This window comes from Rhodococcus sp. 14-1411-2a (genome assembly GCF_002259485.1).
Taxonomy (GTDB): Bacteria; Actinomycetota; Actinomycetes; order Mycobacteriales; family Mycobacteriaceae; genus Rhodococcoides.
In genome coordinates, this window is sequence record NZ_NPGA01000019.1 from 24455 (window position 1) to 45237 (window position 20783).

Annotated in this window: 14 protein-coding genes and 2 tRNA genes; 9 read left to right on the plus strand and 7 right to left on the minus strand. The window is 65.9% G+C overall.

What is annotated here, in order from left to right:
- Complete coding sequence (locus CH291_RS18800) at positions 1-804, plus strand: esterase/lipase family protein (RefSeq protein ID WP_068050421.1); 804 nt, start codon at positions 1-3, stop codon at positions 802-804.
- 2 nt (positions 805-806) lie between these two features.
- Here CH291_RS18800 and CH291_RS18805 read toward each other — a convergent pair whose 3' ends face one another.
- The 4 genes from CH291_RS18805 to CH291_RS18820 all read right to left on the minus strand — a co-directional run bounded on the left by CH291_RS18805 (position 807) and on the right by CH291_RS18820 (position 2451).
- A complete protein-coding gene (locus tag CH291_RS18805; protein ID WP_068050412.1) occupies positions 807-1160 on the minus strand; it encodes a DUF3817 domain-containing protein in 354 nt (117 codons plus the stop codon).
- Entirely contained in the window at positions 1157-1558 is a 402-nt protein-coding gene (locus CH291_RS18810) for a transcriptional regulator (protein WP_068050413.1), read from the minus strand. Before CH291_RS18810 ends, CH291_RS18805 begins: the two co-directional genes overlap by 4 nt.
- Positions 1559-1647: 89 nt before the next feature.
- Positions 1648-2304 carry a maleylpyruvate isomerase family mycothiol-dependent enzyme gene (locus CH291_RS18815; protein WP_068050422.1) on the minus strand — a complete coding sequence of 219 codons (657 nt, stop codon included), beginning with the start codon at positions 2302-2304 and terminating at the stop codon, positions 1648-1650.
- A gap of 62 nt (positions 2305-2366) precedes the next feature.
- A tRNA-Leu gene (locus CH291_RS18820) sits at positions 2367-2451 on the minus strand.
- Positions 2452-2559: 108 nt separating this feature from the next.
- On the opposite strand from CH291_RS18820, the gene CH291_RS18825 reads away from it, so the two are divergent.
- Positions 2560-3351, plus strand: coding sequence for a TetR/AcrR family transcriptional regulator (locus tag CH291_RS18825; RefSeq protein ID WP_094640443.1), 792 nt, complete (start codon positions 2560-2562; stop codon positions 3349-3351).
- On the opposite strand, the gene CH291_RS18830 is transcribed toward CH291_RS18825, so the two are convergent.
- Positions 3318-4049: a hypothetical protein gene (locus CH291_RS18830; RefSeq protein ID WP_094688350.1), complete on the minus strand. Its 732-nt coding sequence runs from the start codon at positions 4047-4049 to the stop codon at positions 3318-3320. The genes CH291_RS18825 and CH291_RS18830 overlap by 34 nt on opposite strands.
- Positions 4050-4484: 435 nt before the next feature.
- Between CH291_RS18830 and CH291_RS18835 the strand changes: the two genes are divergently transcribed.
- Together CH291_RS18835 and acpS are read left to right on the plus strand one after the other, a co-directional pair.
- Positions 4485-13784, plus strand: coding sequence for a type I polyketide synthase (locus CH291_RS18835; protein WP_094688351.1), 9300 nt, complete (start codon positions 4485-4487; stop codon positions 13782-13784).
- On the plus strand, positions 13784-14176 hold the full coding sequence (gene acpS, locus CH291_RS18840) for a holo-ACP synthase AcpS (protein WP_008715184.1): 393 nt from the start codon (positions 13784-13786) through the stop codon (positions 14174-14176). The genes CH291_RS18835 and acpS overlap by 1 nt, the downstream gene beginning before the upstream one ends.
- Before the next feature lie 77 nt (positions 14177-14253).
- Here acpS and CH291_RS18845 read toward each other — a convergent pair whose 3' ends face one another.
- Positions 14254-14973: a TetR/AcrR family transcriptional regulator gene (locus CH291_RS18845; protein ID WP_094688352.1), complete on the minus strand. Its 720-nt coding sequence runs from the start codon at positions 14971-14973 to the stop codon at positions 14254-14256.
- 339 nt (positions 14974-15312) lie between these two features.
- On the opposite strand from CH291_RS18845, the gene CH291_RS18850 reads away from it, so the two are divergent.
- Together CH291_RS18850 and CH291_RS18855 are read left to right on the plus strand one after the other, a co-directional pair.
- Positions 15313-16650, plus strand: a complete 1338-nt coding sequence (locus tag CH291_RS18850) for a hypothetical protein (protein ID WP_094688353.1) — start codon at positions 15313-15315, stop codon at positions 16648-16650.
- A gap of 74 nt (positions 16651-16724) precedes the next feature.
- Entirely contained in the window at positions 16725-18089 is a 1365-nt protein-coding gene (locus tag CH291_RS18855; protein ID WP_094640365.1) for a dipeptidase, read from the plus strand.
- On the opposite strand, the gene bcp is transcribed toward CH291_RS18855, so the two are convergent.
- Positions 18078-18551, minus strand: coding sequence for a thioredoxin-dependent thiol peroxidase (gene bcp / locus CH291_RS18860; RefSeq protein WP_094688354.1), 474 nt, complete (start codon positions 18549-18551; stop codon positions 18078-18080). The two genes, CH291_RS18855 and bcp, sit on opposite strands and share 12 nt — an antisense overlap.
- Before the next feature lie 77 nt (positions 18552-18628).
- On the opposite strand from bcp, the gene CH291_RS18865 reads away from it, so the two are divergent.
- The 3 genes from CH291_RS18865 (at position 18629) to CH291_RS18875 (ending at position 20410) form a co-directional block, all read left to right on the plus strand.
- On the plus strand, positions 18629-18850 hold the full coding sequence (locus CH291_RS18865; RefSeq protein WP_032375974.1) for a DUF3618 domain-containing protein: 222 nt from the start codon (positions 18629-18631) through the stop codon (positions 18848-18850).
- Between the two features lie 92 nt (positions 18851-18942).
- Positions 18943-19016 (plus strand) — tRNA-Lys (locus CH291_RS18870).
- A gap of 581 nt (positions 19017-19597) precedes the next feature.
- The gene (locus CH291_RS18875) at positions 19598-20410 is read left to right on the plus strand and encodes a hypothetical protein (RefSeq protein ID WP_094647464.1); all 813 of its coding nucleotides are present in this window, start codon (positions 19598-19600) and stop codon (positions 20408-20410) included.
- Positions 20411-20783: the final 373 nt, after the last annotated feature.

A 20783-nucleotide genomic window follows, 5' to 3' on the forward strand; every position in this document is an offset into this window, starting at 1 on the left:
ATGCGAACCGTTCTGACGCGGACGTCGGTTGTGTTCGCCGCCGCTGCGCTGTGCCTGGCAGTTGCCCCGGCCTCCGCGGCACCGGCCGCGGGCTCCTTCGCCGAGGCGTTCGCGTACTCGATCGCGCACCCGGGCGTGACTCCTCCGGGCTCGAACGACTTCTCGTGTGTTCCGAGCGCGCAACACCCGGAGCCGGTGGTGCTGGTGCACGGCTTCCTGGAGAACTCCTACGACAACTGGGCATCGCTGTCGCCGAAGCTGGCCGAAGCCGGATACTGCGTGTTCGCGATCGACTACGGCAACACCGGCCCGGTTCGGGCGTTCGGTGCGCTCGAGCCCATCCCGGAGAGTGCCGCGGAACTGTCGACGTTCGTCGATTCCGTGCTCGAGGCAACAGGTGCGCAGAAGGTGTCGATCGTCGGCCACTCGAAGGGTGGCACGGTGCCGCGCTACTACGCCCGCTTCCTCGGTGGAGACCGAACGGTGGCGCGCATCGTGGCTTTGTCTCCGCCGAACTACCCGACGGCGGGCCCGCCGGTGCAGGACGACGTGCTCGAGCGACTGAACGAGGGCAGCGACACCGTCTCGGGCATCGAATACACGACGATCGTCACCCGTTACGACCAGATCGTCGTTCCGTACACTGCCTCGCTGCTCAGCGGCGCAGGAAACACGAATGTGGTGCTGCAGGACGTGTGCCCGGCCAACACCGTCGAGCACACCGGAATCTCGTACGATCCGCTTGCTCAGCGGCTGGTGCAGAACGCACTGGATCCGGAGAACGCACAGCCGATCAACTGCTGAGGTCAGACGCCGAAATCGGCTTTGACCTGCTTGGTGCGCTTGTGCTCGACGTAGAACGACAGGAACGGGATGGTCCCGGCGAGCAGTGTGCCGATCGTGCGGGCAGCAGGCCACCGTACCTTGATCGCCAGATCGACGGTCAGCACGAGATACACGAGGTAGACCCAACCGTGCACGACGGCAATCCAATTGGGCACGTTCTCGACCTTGAATATGTACTTGGCGACCATCTCGGTCACGAGAACGAGCAGCCAGATTCCCGTGGCGTACGCCAGAACGCGGTAGCGCAGCAACGCGGACGCGATCTTCTGTGTCTTGTTCGCAGACGCCTGCGTCTTCTCCGGTGCCGAACTCACGTGGTGCTCCTGTCGGTCCCGCGGGATTCGTTCAGCTCCGCGAGGTAGCTGTTGTATTCGAGTAGTTGCCGAGCCTCGGGATCGTCGAGGTCTCGGGCGTCCGCCGCAGGCGCGCTGCGCTTGGGGAGCAGGTCGAGGGGCACCTCTGTGGGTCCGTCGGGTCGCGCTGCTGCCGCCTCGTCCGGGTCCTCGTCTTCGAGGCGGACGAACTTGCGGTAGGCGTAGATCACGAACACTGCGAACAGAGGCCATTGAAAGGCATATCCGAGGTTTTGGCCGTTTCCGCCCACTGCCTCGAAGCGCTCCCACTGCCACCAGCCGAGGCCCAGACACACCGCCGCGGACACGATGACCAGCGCGATCAGTGCTGGCCGACGGTTCGGGCGGGATGAAGTCACCCCTCGACGGTACCGGAGGTACTACTACTGCAGGTAGTCGCGTGCTGCGGCCCGGCGGTGATTCTCACCATGGACGGTTCGAGTTCGGCTCACGCCCGACGACGGTTGGCCCGTGCCTGGGCGAGTTGCTCGGCACCGGGCCCGGTCACATCCGCCAGGGCTCTGCTGCGTCCGGTCAGAACCAGTGCCAGGGTGCCGGCCGATCCTTCGATGACCGGGCCCTCGCCGCGGCTCCAGTCGAGATCGGTCGCGCGCCACTGCAGTCGAAGCTCGGGGCCTTTGAACGGTGCGGCACCGCTCGCGGGCACCAGGAAGTCGAGCATCGTGATCATGCGGTGGTCGGGGACGTGGTGTTCGATTCCCAGCGGCGTGCACAGGTCCAATCCGTGCACGATGACGTCGGACAAGGGGGCCAGCGGACCGTGGCCAGGCGGGGTGAATTTCTTGTCGGCGTGGGCGGTGAGCAAGGCGGGCAATTCGTCTTCGTGCTCGCGACGAACGCGCGTGGTCATCAGTTGATTGGCTCGGTCGAAGTTGCCTCGGGTGCGCACCATGACGAGTCCGAACTGCCAGAGCGGGACGATCAGTGGCACCACCAGATGGGCGGCGACGTCTCGGACGGTCCAGGCCTCGCACAGCGATTGGGCGCCCCATTGTTCGGGGGTGAGAGTCTCGAGAGTTCTTGCGAGAGAACGTCTCTCGTCTGCGATCTCGGCGAAGATCGTGTCGTTCGATTCCTCGGGCATTCGAACCGCCTTCACACGTCGGAACTTGCAGAAGTCTCGAGAAAAGCCGGGCCGAACGACCGTGGTGCGCGAGGGGGGACTTGAACCCCCACGTCCTGAGACACTGGAACCTAAATCCAGCGCGTCTGCCAATTCCGCCACTCGCGCGTGCCGGTGAAGTCTACAACCCGGATGGTTGTTGTCAGTGCCGCGGTCTGCTCGACTGTGTGCCCACGTCATGCGGTGTACACCGTACGGTGTCGCTACACTCGCCGAGTGGCATCGAAAAAGGACGTCCCCTTCGACCCGGCCCGGATACTCGGGCTTCTGTGGCGAGTCGGTGCCAAGCCGAGTCGGACCGGACTGAGCGTGGATGCGATCGTCGATGCCGCCATCGAACTGGCCGATGCGACCGGTCTGGAGTCGGTGTCGATGCGGAACGTGGCACAGCATCTCGGTGTCGGCGCGATGTCGCTGTACACACATGTTCCGGGCCGGGAAGAGCTGGCCGATCTGATGATCGATCGAGCGCTTGCGGGTCTCTACTCGCACGTCGACGAGCCGGCTTCCGTCGCCGGCGGATGGCGTCCAGCGATGCGCTTCGTTGCCGAGCGCAATTGGTCTCTGTATCAACAACATTCGTGGCTTCTCGAGGCGGAGGGGGCACGGCCCGTGCTCGGTCCGCACACCAACGACAAGTACGAGGCCGAGTTGCGCCCTCTCGAAGGCATCGGCCTGGGCGACGTCGAGATCGACTCCGTTCTCACTCTGGTTCTCACTCACGTCTCCGGTACCGCGCGAGCCCTGGCCGGCGTGACCCGTGTCAAGGAGCAGTCGGGCATGTCCGACGCCCAGTGGTGGGCGGCTACCGCGCCGATCCTCGAACGGGTGATGGACCGCGAGCGCTTTCCGGTGTCGTCTCGGGTCGGGACGGCCGCGGCGACGTCGTACGACGCCGCCAGCGACCCCGTGCACGCCTACCGGTTCGGGTTGGAGTGCATTCTCGACGGTGTGGAGGCGATGATCTCGCGAAGTCAGCCCGTCGGTCGAAGTGCCGCCTCGGAGTGACGCTTCTTCGGCCTGCGTAACTTGTGTTGATATCGCCAGATTGCGTGCTCGAGTGAGGCGAGTTCGGTGCTCAGTGCGTCCGCCGTCATTGCAAGGATCACGGACGCGCGGTCCTCGGCAATGCCGACGGACAGGTTCTGGTGGAGCGGTTCGAGCGCGTCGGCGACGAACGAGTTCAGATGTTCGGTCGCCTTGTCGGTGCGCACTCCCAGATGCATGAGCATGCACTCCCAGGTGGTCTCGCCGAGCCCGGGAATCGCGCAGAACGCCTCGAATTGGTCCTCGGTGTGCTGCACGAAGTCGCTCGAACGACTCAGGCCCACCGAGATCAACGTCCGAGCAGCCACGGCAGCGGCAGCACCCTTGGTTCGACTGTTTCCCGGAACCAGTTGACGGTTGGAGAGAATCTCCACGAGTAGATCCGGACTGTTGGTCAGTTCGGCGAGGGTTGTCAAGTCGTCGAGTCGGTTATCGCCGCGATGCGATCGCCATCGCTGGACGACCGCACGGACCCCGCTCGAAGGGCCGCCGTAGGGAGCGCGCGCCGAGAAGATCGCATCCAGCAACGCCACCTCGCTCTCGCCCCGCCACCCCGGTGTCCAGTGTGGCGAACGGGATTGCGGCGCATGCGATTCGATGTGCAGAAGCATCGCGTCGAGCTCGTCCTCGGTGCAGATATCCGTTACCGATGAATACATGAATTCCCCCCGGATTTCGTCGACCGCTCTCCCGGCGAGCGGCTCGTTCGCACAAGGTAGAGGACCGCACCGACAAGGTTGGGAGCTGCTCGTCTGTGCTCGAGATCACATCACGAAAAGATAACGAAAAATGCGAGGCTTTCCTCATGTTCTGGTGTTCCGCTCGACGCTCTCGCCAGCGTGGATACGGGTTACCGACGAGTCGGGTAAACAAAAGGTAAAGCCACTTCGAGTGACGTACTCGCTGGTAGCACTCGGACGTCCGAGCAAACCTGAGGATTTCCTCATGATTTTGTGTCAATCTTGAGCAGCGCGGAGGAGACCTGTCGACGAAGACCGGCTCACCGCTTCGACCCTGTAGCCCACGACGCCATGGGGCAGTCATCACAGCGAACGCCCCGACCCCCGAGGCGTCCACGAGAGGAATCTTCAGCCTTGACGATCAACGAGAGCACACCATCACACGGACGAGGCTCGCGAAGCACCGGCAACGCAGACAAATCCCCTAGAAGCAATGGCGGCTCTCGGACTCTGGCAGATCGTTTCGCCGCGGGCGAGCCGTACGCGTTGGCCTTCGGCGGCCAGGGCGCACCGTGGCTCAGCTCCCTCGAGGAATTGGCTCGCGACTCCGCGCTCGAACCCGAACTGACCGATCTCGTCAACGAGGCAGCAGTCACTCTCGCGCCCGTGGCAGACGAGCTGCTGGTCGTGCGCTCGGTCGGCTTCGACCCGATCGGCTGGATGCTCGAACAGGACCTCGCCGACGACGACACCGTCGGCTCGTACGGACCGTCCGAGGCGGCACTGACCTCCGCTGCCGTCTCGCTTCCCGGAGTGTTTCTCACCCAGGTCGCAGCACTGCGTGCGTTGAAGTTGCAGGGGCTCGATCCGGCCCAGACCCCGCCCGTCAAGGTCGTCGGACACTCGCAGGGTCTCATCGCCGCCGAGTCCGTCGCAGCCGATGGCGCACAGGATGCGAACTTCCTGGCTATCGCCCAGCTCGTGGGTGCAGCGGCAGGTCTCGTCGGCCGCCGCCGCGGCATCATCGGTGCCGGAGACCGCGCGCCGATGGTCTCGGTTGCCAACGTCGAACCCGCACGACTGCAGGCGATCATCGCCGAACTCGCGATCGACGGAGCGCCGGAGCGATCCGCAGCTCTCGCCATCCGCAACGGCCGTCGTCGCGTCGTACTCTCCGGGCCGCCGGCCCAGCTGGCTCGCGTGCAGGAGAAGTGCGAGCAGATCGCTGCCGAGGAAGAGCGTGACCGCGACGCCAAGAAGCGTGGCGGTGCCGTGTTCGCCCCGGTCTTCGAGCAGCTTCCCGTCGAGATCGGCTTCCATCACCCCGCCCTGGCAGATGCCGTCGAACTCGTCAGCGCCTGGGCGCAGCGTTGTGGGCTCGACGTCGACCTCGCACGCGAGCTCGCACAGAAGATCCTCGTCGACTCCGTGGATTGGGTCGACGCCATCGACGGTGTCGTCGACGCCGGTGCCGACTGGATTCTCGATCTCGGTCCGGGCGACCTGCTCACCCGCATGACCACCCCGGCGTTGCGTGGACAGGGCGTTGGCATCATCGCCGCGTCCTCGCGCGGTGGCCACCGCAACCTGCTCACTCCGGGAGCTGCTCCCGAGGTCCAGCCCGCATGGTCCGCCTACGCCCCCACTCCGGTCACGTTGCCCGACGGCCGCGTCGTGGTCGAGACCTCGTTCACCAAGATGACCGGACGTTCGCCGATCCTGCTCGCCGGCATGACGCCGACGACGGTCGACGCCAAAATCGTTGCCGCAGCTGCCAATGCAGGCCACTGGGCCGAGCTCGCCGGTGGCGGCCAGGTCACCGAGGACATCTTCACCGATCGTGTCGCCGAGCTCTCCACGCTTCTCGAGCCCGGCCGCGCAATCCAGTTCAACTCGCTCTTCCTCGATCCGTACCTGTGGAAGCTGCAGCTCGGCGGACGCCGCATCGTGCAGCGCGCTCGCGCGGCGGGTGCGGCCATCGACGGCGTCGTCGTCACCGCAGGCATCCCGGAACTCGAAGAGGCAGTGGCCCTCATCGAAGAGCTGTCCGAGGCAGGCATCAGCTACGTCTCGTTCAAGCCCGGCACCGTCGCGCAGATTCGCGCCGTCATCCGTATCGCCAACGAGGTTCCCTCGTACCAGGTCAACGTCCACATCGAGGGTGGCCGCGCAGGCGGACACCACTCGTGGGAGGACCTCGACGACCTGCTGCTGACCACCTACGCTGAGCTGCGGTCACGGCCCAACCTCGTCGTCTGTGTCGGCGGCGGCATCGGCACACCCGAGCGGGCAGCGGAGTACCTCACCGGAACCTGGTCGGCTGTGCACGGCTACCCGAAGATGCCGCTCGACGGTATCCTCGTCGGCACTGCCGCGATGGCAACCCTGGAGGCCACGACTGCTCCCGAGGTCAAGCAGCTTCTGGTCGACACACCCGGAACCCCCGACTGGGTCGGTGCCGGTACCGCGAACGGCGGAATGGCCTCGGGCCGTAGCCAGCTCGGTGCCGACATCCACGAGATCGACAATGCGGCATCGCGGTGCGGCCGACTGCTCGACGAGGTCGCAGGCAACGCCGACGCCGTGGCCGAGCGTCGCGACGAGATCATCGCCGCACTGGACGGCACCGCCAAGCCCTTCTTCGGCGACGTCGCCGAGATGACGTACCAGCAGTGGCTCGTTCGCTACCTCGATCTGGCCATCGGGACCGACTCGCGCAGCGACTTCGATTGCGGCGGCGAGTTCACCGATGCCGTTTCCGAGGCACGCGAGTCGGTGTGGCTCGACGTCACCTGGCGTACCCGCTTCCTGGAGATGCTGCAGCGCGCCGAGGCTCGGCTGCACCCCGTCGATCGCGGACCCATCCCCACCTTGTTCGCCGATGCCGAGGTTCTCGAACGCCCGCGTGCAGCTCTGAAGTCGCTGCTCGCACAGTTCCCGGACGCCGCCGACGTGGTTCTGCACCCGGCCGACATCACCTTCTTCACCTCGCTGTGCCGCATGCCCGGCAAGCCGGTCAACTTCGTCCCCGTCGTCGACGGCGACGTGCGCCGCTGGTGGCGCAGTGACTCGCTGTGGCAGGCACACGACGCTCGCTACTCGGCCGATCAGGTCTGCATCATCCCCGGTACCGTCGCCGTCGCGGGCATCACTCGCGTCGACGAGCCCGTGGGCGAGCTGCTCGATCGCTTCGAGAAGGCCACCGCGGATCAGCTTCTCGCCGAGGGCGTCGAGCCCACGGCCATCGCGAGCCGTCGCCACGCCGAGATCGCACCCGGACTGCTCGGCATCGTGCTGGCTGCTCCCGACGTCACCTGGGCCTCGCGGATGACGCAGAACCCCGTTGCACGCCTGGGTGATCCGGCCGACTGGACCGTGGAGTCCGAGACGGTCGCGGCGCACCCGCAGACCGGCTCGACGCTGACCGTGCTCGATTCCGAGCACGTGGAGCTGCTGGTTCCGCTCGCCCCGGGCAAGGAAGTACGTATCCGCCTGACGGTTCCGGCCTCCACGATCGACGGCGGCGCTCCCGTCGTCACCGCGCAGGACGCACAGCAGGCCATGTCGGCTCTGCTCGGAGTTGCTGCAGGCCAGGACCTTCCGGCCGTCAAGGGCGGCGTCGCCCGGCTGAACATCGCATGGATCCCCGATCTGATCGCCGATCACGCAGGCGTCACCGGATCCGGACTGCCGGACTCGCTGACCGTCAGCGGCAAGGCCGTCCCCGACGTTCTGGTCGGTGCCTGCTGGCCCGCCGTCTTCGCCGTGCTGGGTGCCACCCGCAATGCCGAGGGCATCGACGTCATCGAGGGCATGCTCGACCTGGTGCACCTCGACCACAGCGTCAACCTGGTCGGCGAATTGCCCACCGACACCTCGATTCTCGTGGTCAAGGCCGCGGCCGGAGAGGTGCTCGACACCGACCTCGGCCGCGTCGTCGAGGTCACCGTCGAGATCGGTGCCATGCTCGGCGAGGGCCTCGATGCCCCCGCCGTCGCAACTCTCGTGGAGCGCTTCGCCATTCGTGGACGCACCGGCAAGGGCGAACTCGTCGATCCGGCCCGCGCCGGCGGCTCGGTGAGCGCCGACGCCAAGGACACCCCGCGTCGTCGTCGCCGTCAGGCCACCATCGTGGCCCCGCGCAACATGGCCGCGTTCGCTCAGGTCTCGGGCGATCACAACCCCATCCACACCTCGGACGCCGCGGCGCTGCTCGCCGGCCTCGGTAGCCCGATCGTGCACGGCATGTGGCTCTCTGCCGCCGCCCAGCAGACGGTCACCGCAGTGGACCACGCGGACACCAAGACTCCGCCGCGTCGCCTCACCGCCTGGACCGCACGCTTCCTCGGCATGGTTCGACCCGGAGCGGAGATCGATGTTCGCGTCGACCGCACCGGATTCGACCAGGGTGCCGAACTGATCGAGGTTTCCTGCCGTGTCGCAGGCGAACTGGTCATGGTCGCCACCGCTCGCACCGCGCCGCCGAAGACCGTCTACGCGTTCCCGGGCCAGGGCATCCAGCGGGCGGGCATGGGCCTGGACGCTCGGTCTCGCTCGAAGGCCGCACGTGAGGTGTGGGAGCGTGCCGACAAGCACACCCGCAGCGCACTGGGCTTCTCCATTCTCGCTGTGGTGCGCGACAATCCGACGTCGCTCAAGGCGCGCGGCGTCACCCACAAGCACCCCGACGGTGTGCTGCACCTGACGCAGTTCACCCAGGTTGCGATGGCTGTTCTCGGCGTCGCGCAGGTTGCCGAACTGCGTGAATCCGGTGCGTTCGTGGAGAACTCGATTCTCGCGGGCCACTCGGTCGGTGAGTACAACGCTCTCGCAGCCGTTGCCGGTGTGCTCCCGCTCGAAGCCGTCCTCGAGGTCGTCTTCCAGCGTGGTTCGGCCATGCACGCGCTGGTTCCGCGTGATGCCAGCGGCCGCAGTGACTACCGCATGGCAGCGATCCGCCCGTCGCAGATCGGCTTGGCCGATCAGGACGTGCAGGGCTTCGTCGCCGGTGTCGCAGAAGAATCCGGTGAGTTCCTCGAGATCGTCAACCTCAACCTGCGCGGTTCGCAGTACGCCATCGCAGGCACGGTTGCCGGCCTCGGCGAGCTGGAGAAGAAGATCGCGATCCGCCGAGCGGAGTTCGGTGGCAAGGCCGCCTACATCATGGTTCCCGGCATCGACGTGCCGTTCCACTCCACGGTGCTACGAGGCGGAGTCGACGATTTCCGCAACCGCCTCGAGACGCTGCTCCCCGAGCAGATCGATCCGGCGATCCTGGTGGGGCGCTACATCCCCAACCTGGTGCCCAAGCCGTTCTCGCTCGAGCGCGAGTTCGTTCAGGAGATCGCCGATCTGGTTCCGTCCGAGCCGCTGAACACCGTTCTCGCAGAGTTCGATTCGTGGGCAGCACGGCCGAGCGCTCTGTGCCGGGTGATCCTGACCGAGCTGCTGGCATGGCAGTTCGCCAGCCCGGTGCGCTGGATCGAAACCCAGGACTTGCTGTTCGCAGACGAGTCCGACGGCGGCATGGGCGTCGAGCGCTTCGTCGAGATCGGCCTGGGGGCAACCCCGACCGTGGCCAACCTCGCGTCGCAGACCCTCAAGCTGCCGGGCCGCTTCGGCCACCCGGTCGAGGTTCTGAACCTCGAGCGCGAGGCTGCGATCATCTACGGCACCGACACCGATCCGGCTCCGGCCGACGAGGAAGAGTCGACACCCGTGGAGGCCGCTGCTCCGGCGGCAGCTGCAGCTCCGGTCGCAGCACCCGCTCCGGCATCAGCACCGTCGGGCGGACCTCGTCCGGACGACATCGCGTTCGTCGCCGCCGATGCAACCAAGATCCTCATCGGTCTGTGGACCAAGCTGCAGCTCGATCAGATCGGGCCTGCCGACACCATCGAGGCTCTGTGTGACGGTGTGTCCTCGCGTCGTAATCAGCTGCTCGTCGACCTCGGTTCCGAGCTCTCGCTCGGTGCCATCGACGGTGCAGCCGATGCCGACATGGGTGCGCTCTCGGGCACGGTGAACAAGCTGGCTCGTACGTACAAGCCGTTCGGTCCGGTGCTCAGCGACTCCATCAACGACCATCTCCGCAAGGTCTTCGGCCCCTCGGGTCGGCGCCCGGCCTCGATCGCCGATCGCGTCAAGAAGACCTGGGAACTGGGCGACGGCTGGGCGCACCACGTCACCGCCGAGGTCGCTCTCGGTACCCGTGACGGTGCCTCGGTTCGTGGTGGCGCGCTCGGTGGCCTGGCCGACGGCGCTCTCGCCGACGGCAACGCAGTCGACAACGTCATCGACGCGGCAGTGGCCGCGGTGGCCGCACGCCGCGGCGTTGCAGTCTCGATGCCGCAGGCAGGCGGCGGAGCCGGCGGAACCGTCGACGCTGCTGCTCTCGGTGAATTCACCGAGCACATCACCGGCCGCGACGGCGTCCTCGCCTCCGCAGCCCGGTTGGTGCTCGAACAGCTCGGACTGGCCGATGCGCCCAACGCACTGCTGGCCGAGGATCCCGACGCTGCTCTGGTCGAGCTGGTCTCGGCCGAGTTGGGATCCGACTGGCCTCGCCTCGTCGCCCCGGCGTTCGACGCCAAGCGCGCCGTCCTGATCGACGACCGGTGGGCCACCGCCCGTGAGGACCTGGCCCGGTTGTGGCTCGGTACCGCAGGCGACGTCGCCGTCGAGTCCTTCGCCGGTGCCGGCAATGCCGTTGCAGCTCAAGCACAGTGGTGGAAGGCCAAGGCCGACTACGAGAACAAGGCAGTGCTGGCCGAAACCTTCGGACGCATCGCGGACATCGCGGTCGCATCCGAGGACAAGGGCCCATGGGCCGACGAGGTCGCAGTGGTCACCGGCGGTAGCAAGGGCTCCATCGCAGCTGCGGTGACGGCCAAGCTGCTGGCCGGGGGAGCGACGGTCTTCGTCACCACCTCCAGGCTCGACGACGAGCGACTCGGCTTCTACCGCAGCCTCTACCGCGACAGCGCACGGAGCGGAGCGTCGCTCTGGGTGGTTCCGGCCAACATCGCGTCGTACACCGACGTCGATGCTCTCATCGAGTGGATCGGTAGCGACTACATCGACACTGCCGGTGGCGCAAAGACTCTCGTCAAGGCCGCCACGACTCCGACGATGCTGTTCCCGTTCGCGGCTCCGCGGGTCATGGGCGAGATGTCCGACGCCGGAGCTCGCGCCGAGATGGAAATGCGCGTGCTGCTCTGGTCCGTCGAGCGTTTGATCACCGGACTGTCGAAGGTCGGTTACGACACCGACATCGACACTCACCTGCACGTGGTGCTGCCGGGATCGCCGAACCGCGGAATGTTCGGTGGAGACGGTGCCTACGGCGAATCGAAGGCCGCACTCGACGCAGTCGTCGCCAAGTGGGGCTCGGAGAAGAACTGGGCCGAGCGGGTGTCCATCGCCCACGCTCACATCGGGTGGGTGCGCGGCACCGGCCTGATGGGTGGCAACGATCCCATCGTCGAGGCCGTCGAGGCCGAAGGCGTTCGCACCTGGTCCACCGACGAGATGGCGACCGAACTGCTCGAACTGTGCACACCTACCGCTCGCCGTCAGGCTGCGCAGGAGCCGATCGTCGTCGATCTCACGGGCGGCTTGGCCAACACCAAGCTCAACCTCGTCGAGCTCGCTCGGGACGCGGCTGCGGCCGCTGCCGAGAAGACCGAAGAGGCAGTGGACAACTCGGTCATCGCGGCGCTGCCCGCACCGCCGCGGCTGTCCACGTCGACCACGGCTCCGGCCTGGCCGACACTGGACGTCGACCCGAAGGACCTGGTCGTCATCGTCGGCGCGGGCGAGCTCGGACCGTACGGTTCGGCGCGTACCCGCTTCGAGATGGAGGTCGACGAGCAGCTCTCTGCCGCAGGCGTTCTCGAACTCGCTTGGAACACCGGCCTCGTCGCCTGGGAGAACGATCCCAAGCCGGGTTGGTACGACATCGAGTCCGGTGACCTGGTGCCGGAGGAGGGCATCGCCGACAAGTACCACGACATCGTGGTCGAGAAGTGCGGTATCCGTACCTACGGCGACGACGGCGCGATGGTCGGCAACACCGCTCCGCTGATGACCTCGATCTTCCTCGACAACGACCTCACGTTCGTGGTCGGAACCGAGATCGACGCCCGGTCGTTCGCAGCAGCGGACCCCGAGCACACGCTCATCACCCCGGTCCCGGATTCGAGCGACTGGCAGGTCACCCGCAAGGCGGGCACCGAGATTCGCGTTCCGCGCAAGATGAAGCTCACCCGCACCGTGGGTGGACAGATTCCCACCGGATTCGATCCCACCAAGTGGGGCATCTCGCCCGACATGGCCAGCTCGGTCGACCGAGTCGCACTGTGGAACATCGTCACCACGGTCGACGCGTTCATCTCCTCGGGCTTCAACCCGTCGGAGCTGATGCGCTGGGTACACCCCACGCTGGTCGCCAACACGCAGGGCACCGGCATGGGCGGCATGGAATCGATGCGCTCGCTGTACATCGACACCTTGCTCGGCGACGCTCGTGCGAACGACATCCTGCAGGAAGCTCTGCCGAACGTCGTTGCTGCGCACGTGGTTCAGTCGTACATCGGTAGCTACGGCGCGATGGTTCACCCTGTCGCCGCCTGTGCCACCGCGGCGGTCTCCGTCGAAGAAGGCGTCGACAAGATCAAGCTGGGCAAGGCGCAACTCGTGGTCGCCGGCGGCTTCGACGACCTGAGCACCGAGGGCATCATCGGCTTCGGCGACATGTCGGCCACCGCGGACTCGGCAGCGATGACCGCCAAGGGCATCAGCGATCGACGGTTCTCGCGGGCCAATGACCGCAGGCGCGGTGGATTCGTCGAATCCCACGGCGGCGGAACGATTCTGCTCGCTCGCGGAGACCTGGCACTCGAGATGGGCCTGCCGGTCCTCGGAGTGGTGGCCTACGCACAGTCGTACGGCGACGGAGTGCACACGTCCATCCCGGCTCCGGGGCTCGGCGCGCTCAGTGCCGGTCGCGGCGGCAAGGATTCGGCGCTCGCGCTTTCGCTGAACGCACTGGGCGTCAGTGCAGACGACGTGGCCGTGATCTCCAAGCACGACACCTCCACCGCAGCCAACGACCCGAACGAGGCGGAACTGCACACTCGCCTCGCCAAGGCCATCGGCCGTTCGGACGGCGCTCCGCTGTTCGTCGTCTCGCAGAAGAGCCTCACCGGACACTCGAAGGGTGGAGCGGCTGCCTGGCAGCTGATCGGCCTGTGCCAGGTGCTGGCCAACGGTGTCATTCCGCCGAACCGCAGCCTCGACTGCGTCGACGACAAGATGACCGGCTTCGAGCATCTGGTGTGGGCACGGGAGCCGCTGCGCTTCGGTGACTCGGTGCCGCTCAAGGCAGGTCTGCTCACCTCGCTCGGATTCGGCCACGTGTCCGGACTCATCGCTCTGGTGCACCCGCAGGCGTTCCTCGAGGCCGTTCCGGCGGATCGACGTGCGCAGTACATCGCGAAGGCGAACGAGCGTCGCATCGCCGGTCAGCGCAGGCTGATCTCCGCGATGGTGGGAGGAGACTCCCTCTACGAGCGGCCGGACGATCGACGGCTCGGACATGACGGGACGCCGGCCAAGGCGTCACGCGAACTGGAGGCAAACGTGTTGCTCAACGAGTCCGCTCGCCTCGGCGCGGACGATGTCTACTCCTCCGGTCTGCCGGGTGCCATCTGATGGCGATCCTGGGAGTGGGTTTCGACCTGGTGACGGTGTCCGACTTCGCCGAGCAGATGGAGAAGGTCGGCACGACGATGATCCGCGACAGCTTCACCGCGGGCGAGCGGCGTCATGCAGCAACGAAGAGTTCCGACCCGACCCGCCACTACGCGGCTCGGTGGGCCGCCAAGGAAGCGGTGCTGAAGGCATGGGCGACATCGCGATTCGCGCGTCCGCCGCAGATCGGCGACAACCCGTATCCGTTGATCGAGGTCGTCAACGATGCGTGGGGTCGGCCGTCGATCAAGTTGCACGGGATGGCACAGGAGTTCCTGCCGACGGTGAAGATTCATCTGTCGCTGACACATGACGGCGACATCGCCGCCGCGGTGGCGATTCTGGAGGAGTGAATTCGCTCCGAGAACGAAACAGGCCCGTCCGATCCAGGTGATCGGGCGGGCCTTTCGTCTGTGCGGGCTCGGGTTGCTCAGGCTGGTTCGCTCTCGTTCGTCGAGCCGCCGGAACGCCTGCTCTCCTTCTCGGCGACGAGCAGATACGCCATCATGATGCGTTTGAGCTCGGCGACGGCGTCCTCGTGGCTCTGGCCGTCCTGCACGGAGAAGTTGAGCATCGAGTAGACGATGTGCACCAACACCTGAGCCATGAGGTTGCGGCGGTGCCGTGGCGTGCGCGGAGTGAGCGGTCCGAGCATGCGCGAGACCTGCTCGGCGAACTCCCGCTCGTGAATCACCCCGGTTGCGCGCGTCGACGGTGTCGATTGCATGGCGAGCCACACTTCACGGCGCGACGGATCGGTCATCCACATGCCGGCCATGTGGTCGACGAAGTTGTTCAGGAACCGCACCCAGTCCAGGGACGGGACCTCGCCGTCGAACTCGGCGAGTTCCTGTTGGACCCCCACGAGGTCCTGGCGGTTGAGCTCGCAGACGATGACGTACTTGTTGGCGAAGAACTGGTACAGCGTGCCGATCGGCAGTTCGGCGCGTGACGCGACTTCCTCGCAGGTGAACGACTCGAAACCCACATCGCTGAGCAACTCGCGTGAGGCCTGCAGCAGTGCGTCGAACTTCCGTTGGCTGCGTTCCTGGGTGGGTCGTCGTCGTGGCCTCAGTTCCTGTGTCTGTGCCGTCGACTCGAGCGCGGCGTCGAGACGGCGCGAGGACTGGGCACGAGCAGAGGATTCCACCCGGTCAGGCTATCCGGCGCGGGTGCTCGTTATCCACAACGGTCCGGTAGGTCACTCCCACCGGTTCCGGTTTCGGGGTCGGACACGCGTGTTTCAGCTGGAGGTATGGAAGAAACCTGGGGTCGACGACAACTGCTGGTTCCCCATACTGTGACAAACTCCAAGGCCGATTCGGACCAATTTAACCGTCAACAGGTATGGTTCAGGTAACAGAATCAAATTCCGTGCAGGGTGATCGTCGTTCGGATCCGCTGGATGACGTTCATGGTCGGGTGCCTCCACCCTGAGCACAGGGAGACTGCCATGGCAACTATTGGTGTAGCGATCGAATCTGGCTCGATGCAGACAATTCTTGTCGAGCCGACGTCCGGCGAGATACTCGCCGATCGGACTACCCCGCTCGATCCCGATGCGGCCTCGGTTCTTACGACAGCGATCGAGACGATGCTCGCCGAGGCGGCAGAGCTTCATGCAAGCGTGGACGCAGTGGGTGTGGTGTACCGAACCGAGGACGAGCGCGCCGAGTTCGCAGCCGCTCTCGGCGACGATCCCGCAGTCCTGTCGTCCGCGTCCGAGGCATTCCTCGGCTGGCTCGCGACGTCGAAGGAATTCGCCGACGCGAACACCGTCCTTCTCTACTACATGGGCGACACGGGCGTCTCCATCTCTCTCGCCGACGCAGCGCACGCCTCCATCACCCCGGCCAAGACCGCTGCGCTGGACTCGATGTCGCCCGAGCGCATCGGCAGCACCATCCCACTGGCGTGGGAAGTGGTGGATCAGTCCGGAAAGAAGCCCGAGTTCGTGGCCCTCTTCGGTGATTCGTCGAGCAATCGAGACCTGGTGGACATCCTGTCTCTCGGACTCGGTGTACCCGTGGTGCGCGTCGGTGACGCGGACCAGGTCGCGGCGCGAGGAGCTGCGCTGCTGGCACACCAGGACGAGCCGGCTGCGGTTGCCACCGCGCAGGCGGCGACCGATGATTCGGAGCCGGACGGGGCCGCCGACACCGAGGTCGGGGCAGTCGACCAGGCCGACCAGTCCGACGCCGACATTGCCGACTCCGAGCCCGAGGAGACCGTCGAGGTAGCGAAGGATACGGATCTCGACACGGTGGTAGTGCCGCTTCCGGTGCCTGCAGCGCCCTCGGCTATCGGCACGAAGCCGGCCCGGTCGGGAGGCTCCGGGCGCAAACTCGTGTTCGCCGCAGTGCTGCTGGCCGGAGTGCTCTCCGCAGGTGTCGCGGTCGCTGCGACGTTGCCGGGTGAATCCGAGACGACCGCCGAGCAGGTCGTCGATCGACGCGATGCCGGTGCGGATCTGGCGGGGGCAACCAGGCAGGTGGATCCGACGACGTCCGATCCGGGTGCGGTAGTAGTTGCGCCGGTGCCGGCGATTGCGCCGCCGCCCGAGACGATTCCTCCGACGATGGACCCATCGACAGTTGTCGAGCCGGCACCGACGACCGAGGCGTGGGCGACGCAGGAACCGCCGCGTCAGGCTGTGGCGGCCCCGCAGCCGGTACTGTCACCGACCACGGTGGCCCCTCCGCAGTTCACCGTTCCTGTTCCCGTTCCGGAGCCGGGCAAGTCGCCCGAACAGCTCGAGCAGGAAGCGTGGGATCGGCACTGGCAGCAGACCGGTGAGTGGATTCATCAGGAGTTCTCCGGCCGCTGACGGTGAATCGTTCTCGAGACGAGTGATGACAGACTGGCTACGGCCCGTCTGTCATTTTCTCGTTTGGAGGACTCATGCCCGCCGATCCGCGACCCGTCGACGTTCGATCTGCGATCGCATCGCAGATGCCCCGAGCGAAATCCGAGTTGTCAGAGTTGGTCCGCTTCACCTCGGTGCACGATCCACGGCAGTTTCCGGCCGAGGAATGCACCGGTGCGGCGCAGTGGGTGCAACGGGCCTTCGTCGACGCAGGCATTCCCGACGTCCAGCTGATCGAGACGATCGACGGCTCACTGGCCGTCGTCGGTTCACGGCCGGCTCGGGCAGGAGCGCCCACCGTTCTGCTGTACTCGCACTACGACGTTCAACCTCCGGGTGACGGAAAACTTTGGGACAGTGAGCCTTTCGATCTGACTGAACGGGACGGTCGTTGGTACGGGCGGGGTTCGGCGGACTGCAAGGGCAACGTGATCATGCATCTGCTGGCGCTACGGGCGCTGGGGGAGTCGCTCGAGGTCGGCGTGCGGATCGTCTGCGAGGGTTCGGAGGAGATGGGCACCGGCGGGTTGGAAGCGCTCGTGGAGCAGCGCCCCGAACTGTTTTCGGCAGACATGGTGGTCATCGCCGATACCGGCAACGCGAAGGTGGGTTTGCCGACGGTCACCACCACGCTCCGCGGTATCGCCAACGTGGTGGTGCATGTGGAAACCCTTGCCGGAGAGGTGCACTCGGGCATGTACGGCGGGCCTGCGCCCGATGCTCTCGCCGCGTTGGTGTACGTGCTCTCGACGTTGCGGAACGAGCAGGGCGACACCGTGGTCGACGGACTGGACGGAACGCAGACCTGGGACGGGGTCGAGTACGACGCCGAGCAGTTCCGTGCCGATGCCGGCGTGCTCGATGGCGTCGGGCTGGCGGGTTCGGGTTCGGTGGCCGAGGCGGTGTGGGCGCGGCCTGCTCTGACGATCCTGGGGATCGACTGCCCACCGGTCGTGGGGTCGGCTGCGGCGATCTCGCCTCGTGCGTCGGCACGGCTGAATTTGCGGGTGCCGCCGGGGATGGATCCGCAGCGGGCTCAGGATGCGTTGGTGGCTCATCTGGAGGCGCGTACGCCATGGAATGCGCGCGTCACCGTCGAGCGTGAGGCCATCGGGTCGCCGTTTCGGGCCAGAACCGATGGGCCGGGTTACGCGGCGCTGTCCGAAGCGTTGGCGGAGGCCTTCGGGCATCCCATGGGGACGGCAGGTCAGGGCGGGTCGATTCCGCTGTGCAACGCGTTGGCTCAGGTGCTGCCGGACGCCGAGATCGTGCTGATGGGCGTCGAGGAACCTCGGTGCCGGATCCACGCTCCCAACGAGAGCGTGGACCCGACGGAAATCCAGAAGATGGCCGTCGCCGAGGCGTTGTTCCTGCAGCGGCTCGCAGGGTCAGACAGCTAGATCGCGGCGGAGCTTGGCGACGTGGCCGGTGGCGCGGACGTTGTACTGCGCCACCTCGATCTTGCCTTCCTCGTCGACGAGGAACGTGGAGCGAATGACTCCCTCGTAGACCTTGCCGTAGTTCTTCTTCTCCCCGAATGCGCCCCACGCCTGCAGGGTCGTCTTCTCCTCGTCGGAGAGCAGCGGGAACGTCAGCTCTTCCTTGTCGCGGAACTTGGCGAGCTTGGCCGGCTTGTCGGGGGAGATGCCGATGACCTCGAGGCCTCCGCCGTTGAGCTCGGCGAGACTGTCTCGGAAATCGCAGGCCTGCTTGGTGCAGCCCGGGGTGCTCGCGGCGGGGTAGAAGTACACGATCACCTTCTTGCCTGCGTAGTCGGCGAGAGAGACGTCGTTGCCGTCGGCATCGGGCAGGGTGAACGCCGGAGCGGTGTCGCCCGGCTCGAGCTTGCTGTATTCGGTCACCGCACGAGAGTATCGAAATATCGCCGTGCTCTAGGCTCGACTGCGACCGAGACTATTTGCAACAAGTTGGAGGACACGTGGCCAAGGACACCGACCGAATCGAGCGCGAGATCGAGGCCGCTCGCAATCAGCTCGCCAGCACCCTGGACGAGCTGAGCGTCCGTGCCAGCCCCAAGAACATCGTCGCCAACACCAAGCAGTCCGTGGTGGCCAAGCTCAACGAGCCGGCAGTGAAGTTCACCCTCCTCGGAGTGGGCGCAGTGGTGGCAGTTCTCGTGGTTCGCAGGATCTTCAACTGACACGACAGGCGCTCCGACCAGCCGATTTCACATCTGGCGGCATCTGCTGTTAATGTTTCTCCCGCACCGCAGAGAACACGCGGTGCGGATCGGCGCCATTAGCTCAGTTGGTTAGAGCAGCTGACTCTTAATCAGCGGGTCCGGGGTTCGAATCCCTGATGGCGCACAGCAAGTGCCCCTGAACAGCTTAAACGCTGGTCAGGGGCACTTTTTGTTGTCCGGGTGCGTGTAGGCGACCGCAAGCTTGGCAAGAATGGACAACTCTGTGACCTGCTGGTTTTCAAGCGGCGGAGGGCGTTTCGGAGAATTGACTCTCAATCGCAAATACTGGGAGTCAGGTTCGGGCTGCCACGCTGCTGACCTGCGATTTGTGCGCCGGATTCGCCCCGCCGGGTAGCCGATGGACGCCTGTGGACGCTCCAGTCATCACTTACTCATCTTTTTGAAACTTGCAATCGAACGCAAGTGAACCGTGCAAGGGCGACTCACTCAGGTGGACCTACAGGCCATTTCGGACTACTCCCACCGATCCCGTCACGCCTGAGAGCGACAGAGTGAACCCGCCCGCGCCCGGACTTTGATTCGCCTGCCACCACCAAGGCAACAGCGCGGCAACTGACGAGGGCGAGCTGACCACGACGCCTCGGGCCGTGGCTTGTGGAGAAATGGCCGGGCGTGTTTACTGGCGTTCGGTGACCCGCGCCCGTCGGCTTCGTCTAACGGTCCTCCTAGTTCGCGGGTTTTCATATGTGGTTGCAAGAAGTAGAGGGTCGAATCCTCGAACAATTCATCTACGACGGTGTCTCGTTGGCCGACGCGAACGCGATGCGTCGCTTACCGCCGGTGCACCGAGATCTGTTCGACAACTTCGTCTTTGCCGCCACGGCCGTAGCGGTGGGGGAGAGCGACTGGAGCAGATTTCCCATCGCTAGCTTGGGCTACATGTCGGCCGTGCACGGCGACCTCACGTTGGTGCCGCCACTGATACCTCCCGACGCCGCCGACGTGGTGGCGGACGTGCTCTCACGTTTCACACCGTTCAAATCCGGAGATGAGCGCGTTGCGGATGGGTCGCGCATCAACGAGGACCAGTACCGACTTGCGGAGGAATTGTTCACCCGTCTCGGTGGTGATCGTGGGGACGGCGCACGTGCTGCCGGGGCGAGAGCGCACAGCAGGATGATGTCCGCGCGTATTGCAGATGGGTTCGTTCATCCTGTGATCGGGGCGCACATCTGGAGCGATGTTCCTGCCGCTCCGCGGGCACACCCGGGCAGCGGCCCCGAAGTCACCGTTCTCGAACTCGTTGAGGGGCTCCTCGCTCGGTGGCGCCAATTCCCGGTTGAACGTGCTGGTGTCGAACGCGACATCCTCACCGAAGCACGCTCTATCGGCTGGTCGGGGGTTCGCGCGCCCATGGCTACGGACGGTCTTAGCGGCTGGTACGCACACCCACCCGAAGGCGCCGGCGTCACCGGCCGCGAGGCACACGCCACCAGTGACAACCCCGCTCGCAGTGTGGTCGACGAGCAGGCGCGACCGCGACACGAAGATCGGTGACCGCACTGTGACTGTGAACCGGCTCGCGGCGGCCACGGGCCGTGGGGGAATGGTCGCCCACGTCAGCATCCTGGTTGAGGCAATCGCGCGTGGGGATCGGTGGGCGGTGGCGCGCCGCGCGACGGGCCCACTGCTGGAGCAGCTGCTGTCGGGCGATTTCGACGACACGTTCGGAACGGCATCGGAATCCGATCGATCCGTGGGTCTGGGCGGAGCGCCGGTGGTGGTGATCGACGAGAACGTGGCGATTGTGGTTGCGCCGGTGACGAACTCAGGATCGGGGTCGGTGGGCGCGGTGACGGCGCTGCTGATCCGGGCTTCTACAACTGGCACGGTGAGGCCGTGGTTTGTAGCGTCGCTGACGCAGGACCAG